Raw genomic sequence first — 17,599 nt, 5'->3', positions numbered from 1 at the left:
AATAAAAATGATAGATTCCCTATCTTATTTTCTAAAAGACCATTCGTTATGGATTTACTGTCCAGGAAACAAAATATTGTTGACCAATTAAACCAGCACCTAAAACCTGCATATATTCTCTTCCACCAATATTAGAACCACCTACTTTTAATGTTGATTTAAGACTTGGAATAGTATAATTAATTTGCGCATCAAAAACGGTAGCTGCATCTACCATTCCATCTACCATAAACGATTGCCATAAATACTCACTATTCCATCTTCCACTAACATTGAAACCAAAGTTTTTAAACATTTTTTCATTTCCAAATGATGCTTTCACTCTGTGTTTCGGTGTATTAAAGCCGGCTTCAAAACTTGGATCTTTAGCTTGATCAAAATTAAACTCGGCAAAATTATAGTTTACACCAAATTCAAAATCTTTATATACTTTTCTGGAAAGTCCCAAACCAAATCCAAATGATTTGATTTCTATACTCGTATTAGTATACAATTGATAGGCTCTGAAATTCCCATTAGCTAAAGCATGCAAAGATTGAACCTCTGGATTTGTAACATAAGTAGGTGCTCCTACTGTAAAATCAAAAGTATTAGATGCTGTTCCATACAGTGGAGCAACGGCATTAGCTGCTCCAATAAAATTATTATAAATATTATAATAGGTATTAATATCGATATTGACATCATTAATTCTGGAACGATAGCCTAATTCAAACGCTTTTACCTCTTCAGGTTTTACATAATTTACATTTGTTTTTCGCAATAAGGCAGCTGCACCTGGCGTATTTCCTGGATTAGCAGCTGCAAAAGCCGCAAAAGCCATCACTGAAGATGCAGTATATGAATTATTATAGGCATTTTCACCTGTCATCGTTACCGAAGAACCACCTGCATACAATTGTCCTACAGCAGGAGTACCATTGGCAACTGGTCTCGTCTCTGAATAACGCAATAAATTATCCGGTGCCGAACCAATCAAAACCGCATTCCCTACATTAAAACCAATATACTGATCCTGGGTAGTTGGATTTCTAAAACCTGTCTGGAAAGATCCTCTAAAATTATGTGTTCTTGACTCACCCGCAGCATAAACTAAGGAAACCCTTGGTGAATAATTTCCATCAAAATTTTGAGATTTATCATAACGCAATGAACCTGTAAACTTCAATCGTTCTTCTAAAAATTTCTTTTGCACTTGGCTATAAAAACCATATTCATCATAATTAATTGGGCCATTGGCATCAGTATAAATTCTTCCGAATGAATTCAATTGATATTTACGATACGAACCACCCACTTGAATTTCGGCAAACGAAATCAAATCTTTAAAATTATAGTTAGCATCTGAATGGTATATTTTAGAATTATCTACCAATTTTGATCCTGACAATACATCTGGATTTGAAATCACTTGATTAAAAGCAGAATTAAAAGCCGCTGTACCCGGAACTAATCTGCCTGTTTCGGCTGCTGCACGGGCAAAAGCATGCGAAGCTCCTGCATTTCCTGCAAAAGAGGGACCAAATAATCCAGCAAAAGCCTGAGAATAAGCACCTGCATATTGCCCAAACCAATCATTATCTGATTTCCAAATCCTATTAATATTAATTCCCGTGAATTGCATATCATAAGACTGCCCTCCATCTTCGGATGTAGTGTAACCTCTTAGGAAAAAATTCTTTCCTTTGAACTCTATTTTATGCTGTTGCATAAAAAAATTATTCAAATAATATCGGTTAGCTCCTTGATATACTGCATTTCCAAAACCAAATTTACTTTGCCAAATCACCTCTAATTTCTCATCTCCAAAAGGTCTAAAATGCAAAGAAAAATCAATTTTTGTATTACTCGCTTTATTATCTGTTAAATCAATTTCATTGTAACCCGTTCTGGACACACTCTCATTAGGTAATAATGCCGCCAGATTAGCCGGTAATAAATTGTTAGCCACCATTGTTTGTCCTACAGTATAAATATTAGTCGAAACCTCATCTCCATATACATTTATACCATCATAATTTTGATGCGAACGATCTCTTCCCAAATTGGTTTTATCATCATAATTAGTCGCAAACCAATCAGTACCTCTCATGTAAGTAAAATTTGCCTTAGCGGCAAAATGCTTACTAAAAGCATGAGCCATTCTAATTCCATAGTCCACAAAATCATTAGTACCAGCGGCTTTTTGGCTCGTTTGCCCGTATTTTGCATAAGCGGTGATTCCTTGGTACATAAACGGGCTCTTGCTATTCATAAACAAAATTCCATTGAAAGCATTTGCACCATATAATGCAGAAGAAGCTCCTGGCAACAACTCGACACTTTGAACATCAATTTCAGAAATCCCAATCATATTCCCCAAAACAAAATTTAGCAATGGAGAAGCATTATCCATTCCGTCAACTAATTGTAAAAACCGAGAATTGGCTACTGTTGCAAAACCACGTGTATTGATGGATTTGAAAGACAAACTACTGGTGTTCATTTGTACTTCTTTCATATTTTCTAAACCGTCATAAAAAGTAGGAGAAGCCGTTTTTTTAACATCTGCAATTCCCATTCTCTCAATTGTAACTGGCGATTCAAAAACTCTTTCAGGTGTTCTGGATGCCGAAACAACAATTTCATCCAGTACATTTTGCTCTTCTTTAAGAACAACATTAATTAATTGTGTTTTCGAATTGATGACTGTCGTTTTTGATTCAAAACCAACACTAGTAATTTCAATTTCATACGGAAGATTAAGAGAGGTAATCAAAAGAAATTTTCCGTCACTATCCGTTACTGTCGTCACCGACTCACCAATTACCTTAACATTAGCTCCAATAATTGGCAAATTATTTATATCAGTAACCACACCTTTAATAGAATTCTGCGCATAAAGTACACTACAGAAAAACAATGATAAAAAAAATAAATACGCTTTCATATGATTTAGTTTTATTAATTTAAACATCACAAAAAAAGCCATCAACTTTTACATCGACCTTTACATTAATAGCATAATCAAAAAAATCAACTCTTTTTAATTAATTAAATTTAAGCAATAAAAATAACAATTTAACAAAAAAGGTATCGGTAAATTCAATTTTTAATAAATTGATTGAATTTTAAAAAATTTCCATAAAAAAAGCAAGGCGATTTGCCTTGCTTTCTTATATAAACTAAAATAAAAAAATTATTCTACTGTTACTGATTTAGCCAAGTTACGAGGTTGATCTACATTACATTCTCTATACACTGCAATATAATACGATAACAATTGCAACGGAATAGTAGTAATCAAAGGCGATAAAGCATCTGAAGTTTCTGGAATTTCGATAACATAATCGGCTAATTCTCTCACTTGAGTATCTCCTTTAGTAACTACAGCAATAATTTTACCGCTTCTGGACTTAATTTCTTGAATATTACTTACTATTTTATCATAATGACCTTGTTTTGGAGCAATTACCACAACAGGCATTTGTTCGTCAATCAAAGCAATTGGCCCGTGTTTCATTTCGGCAGCAGGATAACCTTCTGCATGAATATAGGATATCTCTTTTAATTTCAAAGCTCCTTCTAAAGCTACTGGGAAATTATATCCACGACCTAAATACAAACAGTTAGGTGCATCCTTGAATTTAGCAGCGATTTCTTTTGCTGTTTCAATAGTTCCTAAAGCTTCTTTCACTTTTTCAGGAATCAACTCTAATTCCAACAAATATCGGTGGAAATCAGAATGAGATAATGTTCCTTTTGCTTTTGCTAAACGCAAAGCTAACATGGTCAACACTGTAATTTGAGTTGTGAATGCTTTAGTAGAAGCCACTCCGATTTCTGGACCTGCATGAGTGTAAGCACCCGCATGCGACTCTCTAGAAATAGAAGAACCAACCACATTACAAACACCAAAAACAAAAGCACCATGCTCTTTAGCTAATTTAATAGCTGCCATAGTATCAGCCGTTTCACCTGATTGTGAAATAGCAATAACCACATCATTTTTATTGATAATCGGGTTTCTATATCTAAACTCAGAAGCATACTCTACCTCTACCGAAATACGAGCAAACTCCTCAATAATATATTCTGCCACTAAACCTGCGTGCCATGAAGTACCGCAAGCCACAATAATTATTCTATCAGCATTTAAGAATTTCTCTAAATGATCTTCAACACCAGACATTTGAATAATCCCTTTATCAGCATGTAATCTTCCTCTATAGGTATCCTTTATAACACTAGGCTGCTCATAGATTTCTTTTAGCATAAAGTGATCAAAACCACCTTTTTCAATTTGCTCCAAATTCATTTGAAGTTCTTGTATATAAGGATCAACTAAACTATCATCTTTAATTTTTCTAATCTTAATCGACTTGTTTAAGCTAATATTAGCCATTTCTCCGTCTTCAAGATAAACAGCATTAGAGGTGTACTCTATAAAAGGCGAAGCATCAGAAGCAATAAAATATTCCCCTTCTCCAACACCAATTGCTAATGGACTTCCCAAACGTGCGGCTACAATTTCGTCAGGATTTTTATTATCGAAAACTGCAATAGCATAAGCACCAACCACTTGATTTAATGCCAACTGAACTGCCTTTCCTATTTTTAATTTTTCTTTTTTCTGAACTTCTTCAATCAAATTTACCAATACTTCAGTATCAGTATCGGAATGAAAAACATAACCACGCTTGATTAACTCTTCTTTTAATGGAGCGTAATTTTCTATAATACCATTATGAACTATTGCTATCTCACCCGAATTTGAAAGATGAGGATGCGAATTTACATCATTAGGAACACCGTGAGTTGCCCATCTTGTATGACCTATTCCTATAGTTCCATTTGTTGCAATCTCTTTTGAAGCAAGCTCCTCAAGTCCAACTACCTTCCCTTTGGTTTTACAAACTTTAATTGTACCATCATAAATCATTACACCAGCACTATCATATCCTCGATACTCTAGTCTTTTCAATCCCTTAATGACAATAGGATATGCCTCTCTGTGACCTATATAACCAACTATTCCACACATATAATTTTATATTAATTCGGTTTTGTGTAATAAATTTCTAATTTCAATCTTTTATCTTCAGGAACATTTGCTGTTCCTCCATGGAGTACAACACCCATTGGACTCATTACTGATGCTTGAGGTGCTCTTGTCAAAGTCGTTCCCTCCTTTAATGGCAATCGCAATATATTCATTGCGCTATTATTAATATCCGCAGTGACAACAACTCCCAATTTTACATTGGTGGAATCTTTATTATTAATTAAATTTCTAATATGATTAGTAATTCTAAATTTATAGGTTTTATCATCCACTTTAGTCGCGTTCAAAACACCTCCATAAACCAACAATCCAGCTCCATCAGCTACATAATCCAATATTGGCCTATGATTCTTCAAATCATAAAGATACATTCTGTTTGGCAACTTATTTGTACCCATTACAGCTCCATCAACATGAAAAATAAGATTAGCTTCATTGATCAATAATTTTTTCTTATCTGTAGGATTTCTTAGATCGTCTAATTCATCTGGAACATTATTAGAACCAACAGTTGGTTTCCCATCCTCATCATAGCCTCTGACATCTGTTTTACCAAAAAGATTTAAAACAGCCATAGCCCCTTCGCCTCCTTTTAAATATAATTTTGTATCTCCGGAAATAGTATCAATAACACTTGGATTAGTTGCATTTGTATAATCTGTAGCATTTGTATTTGACAACAAATTTACTGTGTTTCCAGTTAAATTAAGTACTATAGATTTCTCTACTCTTTCCCCTTCCGTTGCAGAAGAATCTTCTTTGTATTTTATTGTAATAGTTCCTCCTTTAAAATTCATCATGGCCATTTGACCTATATTAGAACCTGATTTTTCTACTTTAAAATACAAACCTCTAAAAAAGTTTTTAAAAACATCATTAGTTGTTAATTTTCCTGGATCAGTACCATCAATTTTTTTAGCAGCATCAATTATTTTTGTTTTAAAATAATCTTTGTTTAAAAACAAACGCATGGCAGGTGCAAATCTTGTAACGGTTTCTTTTTCGTCAACTGTAGTAGTTTCTTTGCGCTCGTCAGGGTTAAAGAAAAAAGCATCATTTTGAGACACATCCGTATCATTATTCAAACGTGCTGATGCTATCAGATTATTAAAATCGTCAGCCTGATCGGTATAGAATTTTTGAGGCTCTAAAAAACCAGTCAAGGGATCCAAATCCCTCATAAAATATCCCGACTCATAAACACTTAATTTTATTTTTGATTTTTCAGGTCCATAAATAGAATCTAATCTATAGGTACTTTCACCACTAGTTGGATCTGTTTTAGTTACAGTACTAAAATAAGGAATATTTAAAATCACACTTTCTATTACTGGGTTTTTACCAATAACTGGATTTACTGAAACTGGGTTTGATGGAGACAAAATAACCTGAGTAGCAAAACTAGCTTCAGTTGTTCCAAAAACCGCATCTTCATAAACACCTAAGGCATTTACAGGCAAATTATTAGACTGAATAGGACCTATTTTTTGATTATAAGAAATCACATTATAGTTAGAATTTACTAAACCAAAATGTTCATTTCCAATTAAATCACCTCCAATGGTATTAAAATCCTTATCACAGGATGTAAAAAAAACGACAGTTATTGCTATTAGAATGATCTTAAAAAAAGAATTATTGCGCATATTTAATAATAAAAGTGAGGTTAAAGCATTTCTCTATAAAAATTGCTATACGCTTCTGCGAAAGCATCTTTAGCGACGAAAGGTAAAAAAGGTTTCCCTGAAGTTTCAATAAATTTTGTTAAACTTGAACTAACATTTGGAGAAGCAACAATTACAGCATCAGAATGCATTATGGTTGACTTGATAATATTCTCATAATCTGGTGTCGAAAGCATTTCAATAGCATCTTGTGGCACACCATCAAGCTTTACTTTATTCATCATTTCAACATCTAAAGTTCCATCAAAAGACTGTCCATATACCGAAGTAACTATCTTAGTTTCAGAAAACAAGGCTTCGTTTTTATAAAAATGTTTCATATACACAGGCAACATTGCTGCCATCCAGCCATGAACATGAATAATATCAGGTACCCAATTTAATTTTTTCACCGTTTCAACCACTCCTTTTGCAAAAAAGATTGCCCTTTCGTCATTATCAGGATACATTACCCCGTCTTCATCAGCAAAGGTGGCTTTTCGCTTAAAATATTCATCATTATCAATAAAATAAACCTGAATTCTTTCTTTTGGGATGGATGCTACCTTAATTATCAAAGGCATATCTAAATCATTTACTACCAAATTCATTCCAGATAGTCGAATTACTTCATGCAACTGGTGTCTTCTTTCATTGATATTTCCATATCTTGGCATAAAAATTCTAATCTGTCCTCCCTGATCATTTATCATCTTAGGAACATCGTAAGACATTAAAGAAACCTCATTTTCAGCCAAATAGGGCACCACTTCAGATGATACGTATAATATCCTCTTATCTTTCATATTATAAATTGCTTAGTTTAGTTGGTAATAAAAACCACGCAAAATTACAAAATTTTATGCAGTTATTAACTAATATATTATGTTTGCATTTAATTTTAATAAAATAATCATGCCTATTTTCCATGGAAAAGCAGCTTTAATCGAATTTTTAGATTCCTTTAAAACTCCAAATTCCACTATTGGCTTTGTTCCAACAATGGGTGCATTACACCAGGGACACCTCTCGCTAATGCAACAATCACTAGCAGAAAACAACAATACTGTAGTTAGTATTTTTGTCAATCCTACTCAATTTAACAATACTGAAGATTTAAAAAAATACCCAAGAACCTTAGAAGAAGATACTCAAAAGATTTTCAATTTAAATGCAAATATAATTATTTACGCACCCCAAGTAGATGATATTTACGAAGGAAAAGTAGTATCGCAGGATTTTGATTTTGACGGATTAGAAAATCAAATGGAAGGCAAATTCAGACCTGGACATTTTAACGGAGTAGGAACAATTGTAAAACGTCTGTTTGAAATTGTTTCGCCAACCAATGCTTATTTTGGAGAAAAAGACTTTCAACAATTGCAAATTGTAAAAAAAATGGTTTTCAAAAATCATTTGGCAGTAAATATTATTGGTTGTGAAATTTTCAGAGAATCTAACGGATTAGCCATGAGTTCTAGAAACGAACGCTTATCTGCTTCCGAAAGAGAACAAGCTTCCATCATATACCAAACCTTAGTTGAAGCGAAAGAAAAATTCAAAACCCATAATTGTAATGAAGTAAAACAATGGGTAAACGAAGTATTTAACTCCAATAGTATTTTTGATTTAGAATACTTTGAAATCGCTGATGAAGAAACCCTTACCACTTGTACCGAACAATCAAAAGATAAAAATTATCGTGCATTTATAGCCGTATTTGTTAATAATATCCGATTGATTGATACCATTTCACTAAAATAATTTACTTTTGTGCCATGCAAATTCAAGTATTAAAATCAAAAATTCATCGGGTAAAAGTAACAGGAGCCGATTTAAATTATATAGGCAGCATCACCATAGACGAAGCCTTATTAGAAGCCTCAAATATTATTGAAGGAGAAAAAGTATCTATTGTTAACATCAACAATGGAGAACGTTTTGACACTTATGCAATAAAAGGAATAAGAAATTCAGGCGAAATTACACTAAATGGTCCAGCAGCCAGAAAAGTACAAAGAGACGATATTATCATTATCATTTCTTATGCAACTATTGACTTCGAAGAAGCTAAAACCTTCCAACCGTGGATTATTTTTCCAAATGAAAATGACAATTCACTGACCTAAATTAGCCTTTAAAAAACATCAAATAATTGAAGCGTTTCCTTAAAAGAAGCGCTTCTTGTTTTTAGGCTATATCTTACTTTGGTTAAAAATTAGTATCTTGCTATTCCATTTAGAATTCAATTTTTAAAACACCCAAATCATGAAACAAACACTACTTTTATTCTTTTTTTCCATTTCATTATTTGCTCAAAAAACTACTGAATTAATCAAATCTACCAAACTGGGAGAAACACGAGAAGTAATAGTAAGCCTGCCTTCTTCTTACGAAAGCAATCCAACCAAAAGATATCCTATCTTATTATTATTAGATGGAGATTATTTATTCGAACCCTTTCAAGGCGCATTAGAATATGGCGAATATTGGGACGACTTACCAGAAACCATTATTATAGGAATCAAACAAAAAAACAGCCGAATGGACGACTGTGGTTTTGATGAAATTGAGGGCACACCAACAAAAAAATCTGCCGCGTTTTACAACTTTATTGGCGAAGAATTGATACCTTTTATCGAAAAAAAATATCGTGTGGCTCCTTTTCGAATTATTGCCGGACATGACACCACTGCAGGTTTTTTAAATTTCTTTCTTTACAAAGAAAATTCGTTTTTTAATGCCTATATTTCATTGAGTCCTGAACTCGCTCCCGGCATGGAAAACCAAATTGCTACGAGTTTAACCAATACCAAAAAAAACGTATTCTACTATCAATCCTCTGCCGATGGAGACATCAAACAATTACGAGTACCAATAGAAGAGCTGGACAGCAACATAAAATTGATAACGAATCCGTTAGTCAATTACAAATACGACAATTTCAACAATGCCTCGCATTATTCTCTAGTTCTATATTCGATTCCAAATGCTTTGTACCAAATTTTCGATAGCTATAAACCTATTTCTTCCACTGAATTTACCGAAAAAATTGTGGTTTTACCATCTGGTTATGTGGATTATTTGATTAAGAAATACGACAACACAAACGAAAAATTAGGCTTAAACATCCCTGTTCGAATCAATGATTTTAAGGCCATCGAAGCTGCTATTTTAAAAAACAAAGCCTACGATGAACTTGAAAAACTAGCTCAAATTGCCAGTAAAAATTATCCAAAATCAATGCTTGCTGATTACGAATTGGGATTAATGTATGAAAAAACAGGTGATACAAAAAAAGCCGCTAACAAATACCAACGTGCTTCACAATTAGAAGAAATTGGCGATTTGACCAAAGAAATGATGTACAATAAGTACGATGATATGAAAAGCTTAACTGTTAAATAATAATGTCAAAAGTTAAAACCTCTTTTTTCTGCCAGAGTTGCGGAACATCTTATGCCAAATGGCAAGGTCAATGCAACGCCTGCAAAGAATGGAACACCATTGCCGAAGAAATCATTCAAAAACAAGATAAAGTAGCTTGGAAAAGTGAACCAACACCAAGCAGCAGAGCTCCAAAACCTTTAAAAATAAACGAAATTGATTCGACTCAGGAAATCCGAATGGACACTACTGACAACGAATTGAATCGCGTTTTGGGAGGCGGAATTGTTCCAGGATCTCTTATACTTTTGGGCGGTGAACCAGGAATTGGAAAAAGTACACTTTTACTCCAAATTTCATTAAAACTACCCTACAAAACCTTATATGTTTCGGGCGAGGAAAGTCAGAAACAAATAAAAATGCGTGCCGAAAGAATTACGCCAAGTAGTGATAATTGCTACATTCTGACAGAAACTAAAACACAAAATATCTTTAAACAAATTGAAGCTATTAAGCCCGAAATCGTGATTATCGATTCGATTCAAACGCTGCATACTGATTATATCGAATCGACAGCGGGAAGTATTTCTCAAATTAGAGAAACTACTGCCGAGTTAATTAAGTTTGCCAAAGAAACCAATATTCCTGTGATTTTAATTGGTCACATTACCAAAGACGGAAATATTGCCGGACCAAAAATTCTGGAACACATGGTCGATACCGTTTTGCAATTTGAAGGCGACCGAAACCATGTGTATCGCATTTTACGCTCACTAAAAAACCGTTTTGGTTCTACTGCAGAAATTGGAATCTATGAAATGTTAGGCAGCGGATTAAGAGAGGTTTCTAACCCATCAGAAATATTGATTTCGCACAAAGACGAAGAATTATCTGGAACTGCCATTGCCAGCACACTTGAAGGTATGCGCCCGTTGATGATTGAAATTCAATCCTTAGTCAGCACTGCGGTTTATGGAACACCACAACGCAGCACTACAGGTTATAATGCTAAAAGACTGAATATGATTTTAGCGGTTTTGGAAAAAAGAGCGGGTTTTAGGCTGGGAGCCAAAGACGTTTTCTTGAACGTAACCGGAGGAATTTCAGTTGATGATCCCGCAATTGACTTGGCCGTAGTAGCCGCTATTTTATCTTCGAATGAAGACATTCCTGTAAATAAGGATTTTTGCTTTGCTGGCGAAGTCGGACTTTCAGGGGAAATTCGTCCAGTAAACCGTGTAGACCAACGCATTCAGGAAGCCGAAAAACTAGGATTTTCAACCATTTTTGTATCCAAATACAATAAAATAGCCTTGAAAAACACTGGAATTAAAATCGAATTAGTTGCTAAAATTGAAGATGTAGCGAGTATGCTTTTTGGGTAGAAAATCAGAACATTATATAGAAATCTGAATAATAAATTGCCTCCAGCTTCAGCTGGAGGAATAAAATAAGAGATTATTTAAAAGGCTTTAGCCAAAACAGAAACTTTCGGCTAAAGCCATCCGATATTGACTTCTTTTGTCCTCCAGCTGAAGCTGGAGACAATTCAAAATTATAAACACAATAAAACAGTAGACAATTAATTCATACTGGGTGCTTCGGGGATTTTTATTTTTATTTTCATCTTTTTCAGCACTAATAAATAAGCCGAAAGACAAGCTAAAATAATGAATAAAGCAATCTCAAATTGAGCAAAAATCTTGTTTCCATTATGCAAGGCGTTAGCTGTAGTGAATGCTGTTTTACCTTCATCAATTTGAATTTGAGCTAATATTTCTAACGTTTCTAAACTTTGCTCAATTAATTGGGTTAGTTCTTTCCAATCTTTTTTTTGATTCGCCACTTGCATCGCAACACATTGATTTTGGAAATTCTTAAATTGTTTTTTTTCTTCAGCAGTTAAAATAGTTGCTAAATACTTTTTGTCAATAGTATTGGTGTTTTCCAACCGTTTTGAAACAAAATTTTGCTTTTCAAAACCACTGGGATTAGCTTCAATTATATGTGTTTTTATTTGATGAATTGCATTAGTATACTGAAAAATATAATGACTCACCATTAATCTGTCATTATAAATGGCTTTCATATTTTCGTTGGTTTTTTTAGAATTCAAACCAATGAAATAATTGCTTATCAAAAGCAAAATAGTTACTAAAATCAATACCGCCGCCGCTTTTGTTTTACTATTAATCGTATTTATATCTCTCATAATCAGATAAATTAATTAGGAAAGATACCTCTTTCTTTTTAATTTAAAAAAGATTAATTAAACAGTGCAAAAGTAGTTTGTCACTCTACTTTCGTGCTATCAACAGCAATTTTAATGGGCTTTTTAAACCGGCTTCTAGCATTCGGTTTAGGTGTTACAACATCAACTTTAGGTTCTGGAACAACTCTAGGACTGGGTTTGATTGTTTTTTTGATTGCTACCGCATCATTCAACACAAAAGGCGTTGGCATCATCCAATCGGCTCTTTGGATCATTTTAAACAAAGGATTTTGCATCAAATCAAACGAACTTTCTAATAATTGCATATCAAAAACCGTGGCTGCATTGATGTTAAATTCTAAAACCAGCGGATCATTATCAACTACATAATAACTCAGTAGTTTTTTGCCCTCTCTTTCGAAAATTTTTCCTTTTTGTTCCAAATGAGTAACGCCATTTACCTTAATGTTGTAAAGCTGCATTTTTTCATTTGCAAAAATATCATAGCGATTGACTTTTCGATTAGGCGAAATGCGAATCTTCAAATACCTTTGATTGTCCGAAATGCTATCAGTTAAGAAATCAATTGTAGGCTGTGGAATGTTTTTTATTGGTGCTTTTGCAGCAAAAGTAAATTCGGAATCGTATTTACTGAAAAGCGGCACTGCTTCTAGACCTTTGGGAGTTGTTGGGTTTTCTCCTAAATAACTTTTCGTCCAAGAATCCAGATTTCTATCATAAGTTAACCATTGTGCAGAATTTGTATCGACATCCAAAAGATAGACTAAACTGTTTGATTTTGCTTTTCCTTTCTCGTAATCGGATTCCAAATGTGCTTTGGTAAAAAAACCGATCGAAGCCAATAAGAAGAGAATAGACCAACTTCCTTTTTGGACAAAATTTCCCAAAGTAGGCAACAGCAATCCAAAACACAAAGCAGTAAGAATAGCACTCCCAAACAATATTTTTAATCCAAGACCTATTGGAAACATTTGAATAAAAGGAGCAATAATTAACAAAGCGGGAATACTTAAAATTAAGTTTAAAATGGGGCTGTACTTTTGAGTGAGGATATAAAACCCAAATGCAAAAATCCCGAAATACACCGGAATAATTAAAAATCCAGCACCTTGCATGCTAAAAGCAATTCCAGCATTGATTAATAACCAAATGAATAATGGAGCTACAAAATGATTGGCACTAATTTTATTGGGTGTAAAAAAGCGATAAAACCCAAAACAAACAGCAAGGCTCAACAACACAAAAGCAGCTATGTAAGCGTGTCCGTTATAGGTGAAACCATTGAGCAAATCATTGTATTGCGGATAAATTGCTACTATAATTTTCCAACCTAAAAAAGTAATCAATCCTGCAGAAAATAACGAACCCAAAAACGGAATAAAACCCTGTAACATTCTCGGGACGGTTACTATTTTTTTGGCAATTCCTAAAAAGATAAAGAAAAAAAACAACGAAAAAGCAATAATCAACATTGGAACTACCCAACTAAAAGGATAGCTGATGAAACTAAAAGGAATCGAAAAATAAACATAATCCTCCATTGCTGCTGTACTATTCAAATCGGCATTGGAAAAATAATGCAACAAAGGCATCAAATAAGAACCTTGATGCGCTACCGAATTAACATCTAAATGGTGTACATCGTCCTGAGCGGTGTGGTAATTGTAATGCCCATCAATAAAAGCAAAATTAAAACCTTGAATACTGCCTTGTTCTCTAAAAACAGTCAAATCGGTATCATTAGGCAACATTTTGTAAATGCTGTACATTAACGAATTAGAAACTGTAAAAGTTGGATTTGCGGTAGCGAAATTTTTAACCATTCCTGCATTTCCATTATTGGTTTCCATCAACATATAACTTGGTCCCGATGTTCCTCGTGCTTCAAAATTAAGTGCTAAACCTATTTCTTTTGCCCATTGATGTTGGGTTACAAAAAGCGCTGCACCATTGAGTCCCAATTCTTCGGCATCAGTAAATAAAATAATGATGTCATTTTTATGCGAGGTTTTATTATGCAAAAAAGCACGTACGCCTTCTAATATGGTAGCGATTCCAGCGGCATCATCACTGGCTCCAGGAGAAGCTGAATGTGGTGCACTATCATAATGCGAAAGTAATAATAAGGCTTTTCCGTTTTGGCTTCCTTTTATTCGAGCCAAGATATTTTTAGATTTGACCAAATTTCCCCAATCGGTTAAGGTATATCCCTCTTGAAAACGGGTTTCCAATCCGAGTTTTGTTAATTCATACCTTAAATAATTAGCGACTTGACTGTGGTTTTCAGAACCTACATAATGCGGTTTTTGACTGATTGTTTTGATGTGAATCAAAGCTCTTTTGGTCGAAAATTCTGCAAGTGGTTTATCATCATCAACAGCCCATCGCGGCATCATACTGAAATAAACAAAAGTTAAAACAGCTATAAAAAACAGCACTGAAAAAATGGAAGGAAAATCTTTTTTCATCTTAGGTAAATTTGGGAGAGATTACTAATTGTCTTTTTTTACAAGGATATACAAATCGTTTTCTAATAACATATACCCTTGATCATATAGGAAGTAGTAGGTGTTTCCTGTTTTGGTTTTTAGAATATTAGTAAAAAAATCAAAATCAAATCCTTTACTTAGTAATTTTGTTTTGGTTGTTTTGGATTTTCCTTCCACATTCAATTCACAGAGAATTCGATAATTTTTGCGCAATTTGTTATTGACATTCCGCATAAAATTATTGCTGTCTTTATTGATCTTGTTATTGTAGGCGTTCCTACAACCATCACTGCAAAATTTCTTGTCTTCCCGACCTATAATTTTTTCATCACATTCTAAACAGTTTTTCATATTTAGTATATATTAATCAATTGATAAATCTTTTGTGTTTTTTTTGATTTTCGCCATTCCAGCCCTACTTGAATTACATTCTTTTTTAACAACTCGTAATGTCGCTTTCTGTTTATGATAATTTCTAAAATCTTCTTTTAGTTCTTCATTCTTAAATAGAAGAAAATTATTTGCATCTGTAAAATATTCAATTTTCTCTAAATCAATTTTGCTTACTTCTTTAAAACGATCCACAATTATTGAGAATGTATTGGGCTGTCTATGATCAACTACTAAATCTTCCCATTTCGAAAATTCATTTGTTTCCTGACATTTTACTTGTCCATTAATGGAATGGGTTTCAAAATATTTTCTTTTTACCAAATTCATATCTTTAATGATTGTATTTCTACAGGCAATATTAAAAGTTGAATCTGCTGTAATTTTTGGTCGATTAATAATGTAAGTATACGAAATCTGTTTGCTTGATGAATCTTCAAAAAGAAGTTCAAAACATTTGGTATTGAATTGAACTTTACTGATTTTAATATTTTTTATTTTAGAATATTCGATTATGTTATATGCCTTTTGCCCCTGTCTTCTGTATTTTTCTATCTCAAAAGCATAATCATATTCTAACAAACTCAATATATCATTAAAGTGTTCTTTATTTAGTAATTCTTCGAAATGGTATGAATTTAAAATACTCTTATAATAAAGTAAGGCATCTTTTTTAAATTTAAATTCTTGCTTACCTATTTTAATAATTTCTCTCATAATTTAACCTTTTTTGCATTTCTTAAAAATCAATGTTTTATGTTATCTATCGTAACTTTTAATTGTTTTAAAGTCAGATGGCTTGTTTTTCACATTTAACTTCTTCCTTTTTTAATTCGATACAAATCATGACGACGGTCTTTTAGAATTTTCACACTTCCATGTTCGTGTAATTCTTTTAATAAATCCAAATCGACATCCACAATCAAAGTCATTTCGGTATTAGGAGTAGTTTCGGCTTTGATTCCGTTACTTGGAAAAGCAAAATCAGATGGTGTAAAAACAGCCGATTGCGCATATTGGATATCCATGTTATTCACTTTTGGTAAATTCCCCACACAACCCGCAATAGCTACATAACATTCGTTTTCTATCGCTCTGGCTTGCGCACAATGTTTGACTCTGGTATAAGCATTTTGTGTATCAGTCAAAAAAGGAACAAATAAAATATTCATGCCTTCATCGGCCATTAATCTCGATAATTCAGGGAATTCAACATCATAACAAATGATAATTCCTATTTTCCCACAATCAGTATCAAAAGTTTGAATGCCATTTCCTCCTGTAATTCCCCAATGAAAAACTTCGTTTGGCGTAATGTGTATTTTTGTATAAGTTTCATAAGTACCATCTCTTTTGCATAAAAACCCTGAATTGTATAAGGTTCCGTCAATTAAATGAGGCATACTTCCCGTTATAATGTTGATATTATAAGAAATGGCTAATTCTTGAAAACGTTTCCTAATAGGTTCGGCGTATTTAGCCAATTCCCGAATGGCATCTGCTTCAGATAAATGATTATAATCAGCCATTAAAGGTGCAATAAACAATTCGGGGAAAACGGCAAAATCACTACCGTAACCAGAAACGGCATCAATAAAAAATTCCGATTGTTCAAACAAGGCTTCTAAATTTCCCAGAGGTCGCATTTGCCACTGAATCAAACCCAGTCGAATGACGCTTTTAGTAATATTGATAATTTGCGGACTTTCATCATAATAAATATTGTTCCATTCTAATAAAACCGCAAACTCTTTGGATTTTCTATCGCCTTCAAGATAGTTTTTCATGATTCGCATCACGTGAAACTCATTACTCAACTGAAACGACAAAACAGGATCGTGAATTTCTTTTCTTTTTACTTTGTCAATATAAGCTTTAGGCGTGAGTTCTTGAGCATATTGACTGTAATTCGGAATTCGTCCTGCAAACACAATGGATTTTAGATTCAATTGTTCGCAAATTTCTTTTCGTGCATCATACAAACGGCGTCCTAAACGCAAACCACGGTATTTTGGCACCACAAAAACATCTATTCCGTATAAAACTTCACCCGTAGGTGTATGTGTTGAAAAAGTATAATTACCGGTAATTTTAGCATAATCATGGTTTTTTTCGACCAAATCCTCATCTAAAATAAGTGATAAAGCCGAGCCCACCACGATGTCATCTACCAGAATAACCAGTTGTCCTTCGGGAAATATTTTGAGTAATTTTTTAATATCGGCTTCTTTCCAGTAATCGTCTACCATTTCTGGATAGGATTCGATCATCGAATTTTTTAATTCTTTGTAGTCTGCTATTTTTAGATTCCTTAGTTCAACTTTGTTGATTTCTGCTTGCATAAAACATTTTGATTTTCTGCAAGATACAAAAAAAACATTATCCGTTTACA

General features: G+C 33.5%; 13 protein-coding genes. 4 read left to right on the top strand and 9 right to left on the bottom strand.

Translation table 11 applies throughout. The features are described 5' to 3' along the window. Positions 1–46: 46 nt before the first annotated feature. The 4 genes from AAGV28_RS11475 to AAGV28_RS11460 all read right to left on the bottom strand — a co-directional run bounded on the left by AAGV28_RS11475 (position 47) and on the right by AAGV28_RS11460 (position 7,514). Positions 47–2,929 (bottom strand): TonB-dependent receptor domain-containing protein, encoded by a 2,883-nt coding sequence (locus AAGV28_RS11475; protein WP_373406951.1) that lies wholly within the window; start codon positions 2,927–2,929, stop codon positions 47–49. Between the two features lie 249 nt (positions 2,930–3,178). Then, a complete protein-coding gene (glmS, locus tag AAGV28_RS11470; protein WP_373406950.1) occupies positions 3,179–5,023 on the bottom strand; it encodes a glutamine--fructose-6-phosphate transaminase (isomerizing) in 1,845 nt (614 codons plus the stop codon). An 11-nt stretch (positions 5,024–5,034) separates the two neighbouring features. Then, on the bottom strand, positions 5,035–6,690 hold the full coding sequence (locus AAGV28_RS11465; protein WP_373406949.1) for a DUF4270 domain-containing protein: 1,656 nt from the start codon (positions 6,688–6,690) through the stop codon (positions 5,035–5,037). A 20-nt stretch (positions 6,691–6,710) separates the two neighbouring features. Further along, entirely contained in the window at positions 6,711–7,514 is an 804-nt protein-coding gene (locus AAGV28_RS11460) for a glycogen/starch synthase (protein ID WP_373406948.1), read from the bottom strand. 79 nt (positions 7,515–7,593) lie between these two features. On the opposite strand from AAGV28_RS11460, the gene panC reads away from it, so the two are divergent. From panC to radA, 4 genes are all read left to right on the top strand, one after another. Then, positions 7,594–8,472, top strand: coding sequence for a pantoate--beta-alanine ligase (gene panC, locus AAGV28_RS11455; RefSeq protein ID WP_373406947.1), 879 nt, complete (start codon positions 7,594–7,596; stop codon positions 8,470–8,472). Between the two features lie 14 nt (positions 8,473–8,486). Then, positions 8,487–8,837, top strand: coding sequence for an aspartate 1-decarboxylase (gene panD, locus AAGV28_RS11450; RefSeq protein ID WP_373406946.1), 351 nt, complete (start codon positions 8,487–8,489; stop codon positions 8,835–8,837). Between the two features lie 139 nt (positions 8,838–8,976). Continuing rightward, positions 8,977–10,116 carry an alpha/beta hydrolase-fold protein gene (locus tag AAGV28_RS11445; protein WP_373406945.1) on the top strand — a complete coding sequence of 380 codons (1,140 nt, stop codon included), beginning with the start codon at positions 8,977–8,979 and terminating at the stop codon, positions 10,114–10,116. A 2-nt stretch (positions 10,117–10,118) separates the two neighbouring features. Then, positions 10,119–11,480 (top strand): DNA repair protein RadA, encoded by a 1,362-nt coding sequence (radA, locus tag AAGV28_RS11440; protein WP_373406944.1) that lies wholly within the window; start codon positions 10,119–10,121, stop codon positions 11,478–11,480. Between the two features lie 197 nt (positions 11,481–11,677). On the opposite strand, the gene AAGV28_RS11435 is transcribed toward radA, so the two are convergent. From AAGV28_RS11435 to AAGV28_RS11415, 5 genes are all read right to left on the bottom strand, one after another. Continuing rightward, entirely contained in the window at positions 11,678–12,307 is a 630-nt protein-coding gene (locus AAGV28_RS11435; protein WP_373406943.1) for an MCP four helix bundle domain-containing protein, read from the bottom strand. A gap of 80 nt (positions 12,308–12,387) precedes the next feature. Then, positions 12,388–14,796: a M20/M25/M40 family metallo-hydrolase gene (locus AAGV28_RS11430; protein ID WP_373406942.1), complete on the bottom strand. Its 2,409-nt coding sequence runs from the start codon at positions 14,794–14,796 to the stop codon at positions 12,388–12,390. 24 nt (positions 14,797–14,820) lie between these two features. Further along, positions 14,821–15,168, bottom strand: coding sequence for a hypothetical protein (locus AAGV28_RS11425; RefSeq protein WP_373406941.1), 348 nt, complete (start codon positions 15,166–15,168; stop codon positions 14,821–14,823). Between the two features lie 12 nt (positions 15,169–15,180). Then, positions 15,181–15,924 carry a hypothetical protein gene (locus AAGV28_RS11420; protein ID WP_373406940.1) on the bottom strand — a complete coding sequence of 248 codons (744 nt, stop codon included), beginning with the start codon at positions 15,922–15,924 and terminating at the stop codon, positions 15,181–15,183. Positions 15,925–16,019: 95 nt separating this feature from the next. Then, complete coding sequence (locus AAGV28_RS11415; protein WP_373406939.1) at positions 16,020–17,549, bottom strand: carbon-nitrogen hydrolase family protein; 1,530 nt, start codon at positions 17,547–17,549, stop codon at positions 16,020–16,022. Positions 17,550–17,599: the final 50 nt, after the last annotated feature.

The sequence above is a fragment of the Flavobacterium zubiriense genome, assembly GCF_041729725.1.
Taxonomy (GTDB): Bacteria; Bacteroidota; Bacteroidia; order Flavobacteriales; family Flavobacteriaceae; genus Flavobacterium; species Flavobacterium zubiriense.
This window is presented reverse-complemented; position numbering and strand designations above follow the sequence as displayed.

Bases quoted from the DNA above. Each gene is read 5' to 3' on its own strand.
- AAGV28_RS11475 (WP_373406951.1), bottom strand. From the start codon at position 2,929: ATGAAAGCGTATTTATTTTTTTTATCATTGTTTTTCTGTAGTGTACTT.
- glmS (WP_373406950.1), bottom strand. From the start codon at position 5,023: ATGTGTGGAATAGTTGGTTATATAGGTCACAGAGAGGCATATCCTATT.
- AAGV28_RS11465 (WP_373406949.1), bottom strand. From the start codon at position 6,690: ATGCGCAATAATTCTTTTTTTAAGATCATTCTAATAGCAATAACTGTC.
- AAGV28_RS11460 (WP_373406948.1), bottom strand. From the start codon at position 7,514: ATGAAAGATAAGAGGATATTATACGTATCATCTGAAGTGGTGCCCTAT.
- panC (WP_373406947.1), top strand. From the start codon at position 7,594: ATGTTTGCATTTAATTTTAATAAAATAATCATGCCTATTTTCCATGGA.
- panD (WP_373406946.1), top strand. From the start codon at position 8,487: ATGCAAATTCAAGTATTAAAATCAAAAATTCATCGGGTAAAAGTAACA.
- AAGV28_RS11445 (WP_373406945.1), top strand. From the start codon at position 8,977: ATGAAACAAACACTACTTTTATTCTTTTTTTCCATTTCATTATTTGCT.
- radA (WP_373406944.1), top strand. From the start codon at position 10,119: ATGTCAAAAGTTAAAACCTCTTTTTTCTGCCAGAGTTGCGGAACATCT.
- AAGV28_RS11435 (WP_373406943.1), bottom strand. From the start codon at position 12,307: ATGAGAGATATAAATACGATTAATAGTAAAACAAAAGCGGCGGCGGTA.
- AAGV28_RS11430 (WP_373406942.1), bottom strand. From the start codon at position 14,796: ATGAAAAAAGATTTTCCTTCCATTTTTTCAGTGCTGTTTTTTATAGCT.
- AAGV28_RS11425 (WP_373406941.1), bottom strand. From the start codon at position 15,168: ATGAAAAACTGTTTAGAATGTGATGAAAAAATTATAGGTCGGGAAGAC.
- AAGV28_RS11420 (WP_373406940.1), bottom strand. From the start codon at position 15,924: ATGAGAGAAATTATTAAAATAGGTAAGCAAGAATTTAAATTTAAAAAA.
- AAGV28_RS11415 (WP_373406939.1), bottom strand. From the start codon at position 17,549: ATGCAAGCAGAAATCAACAAAGTTGAACTAAGGAATCTAAAAATAGCA.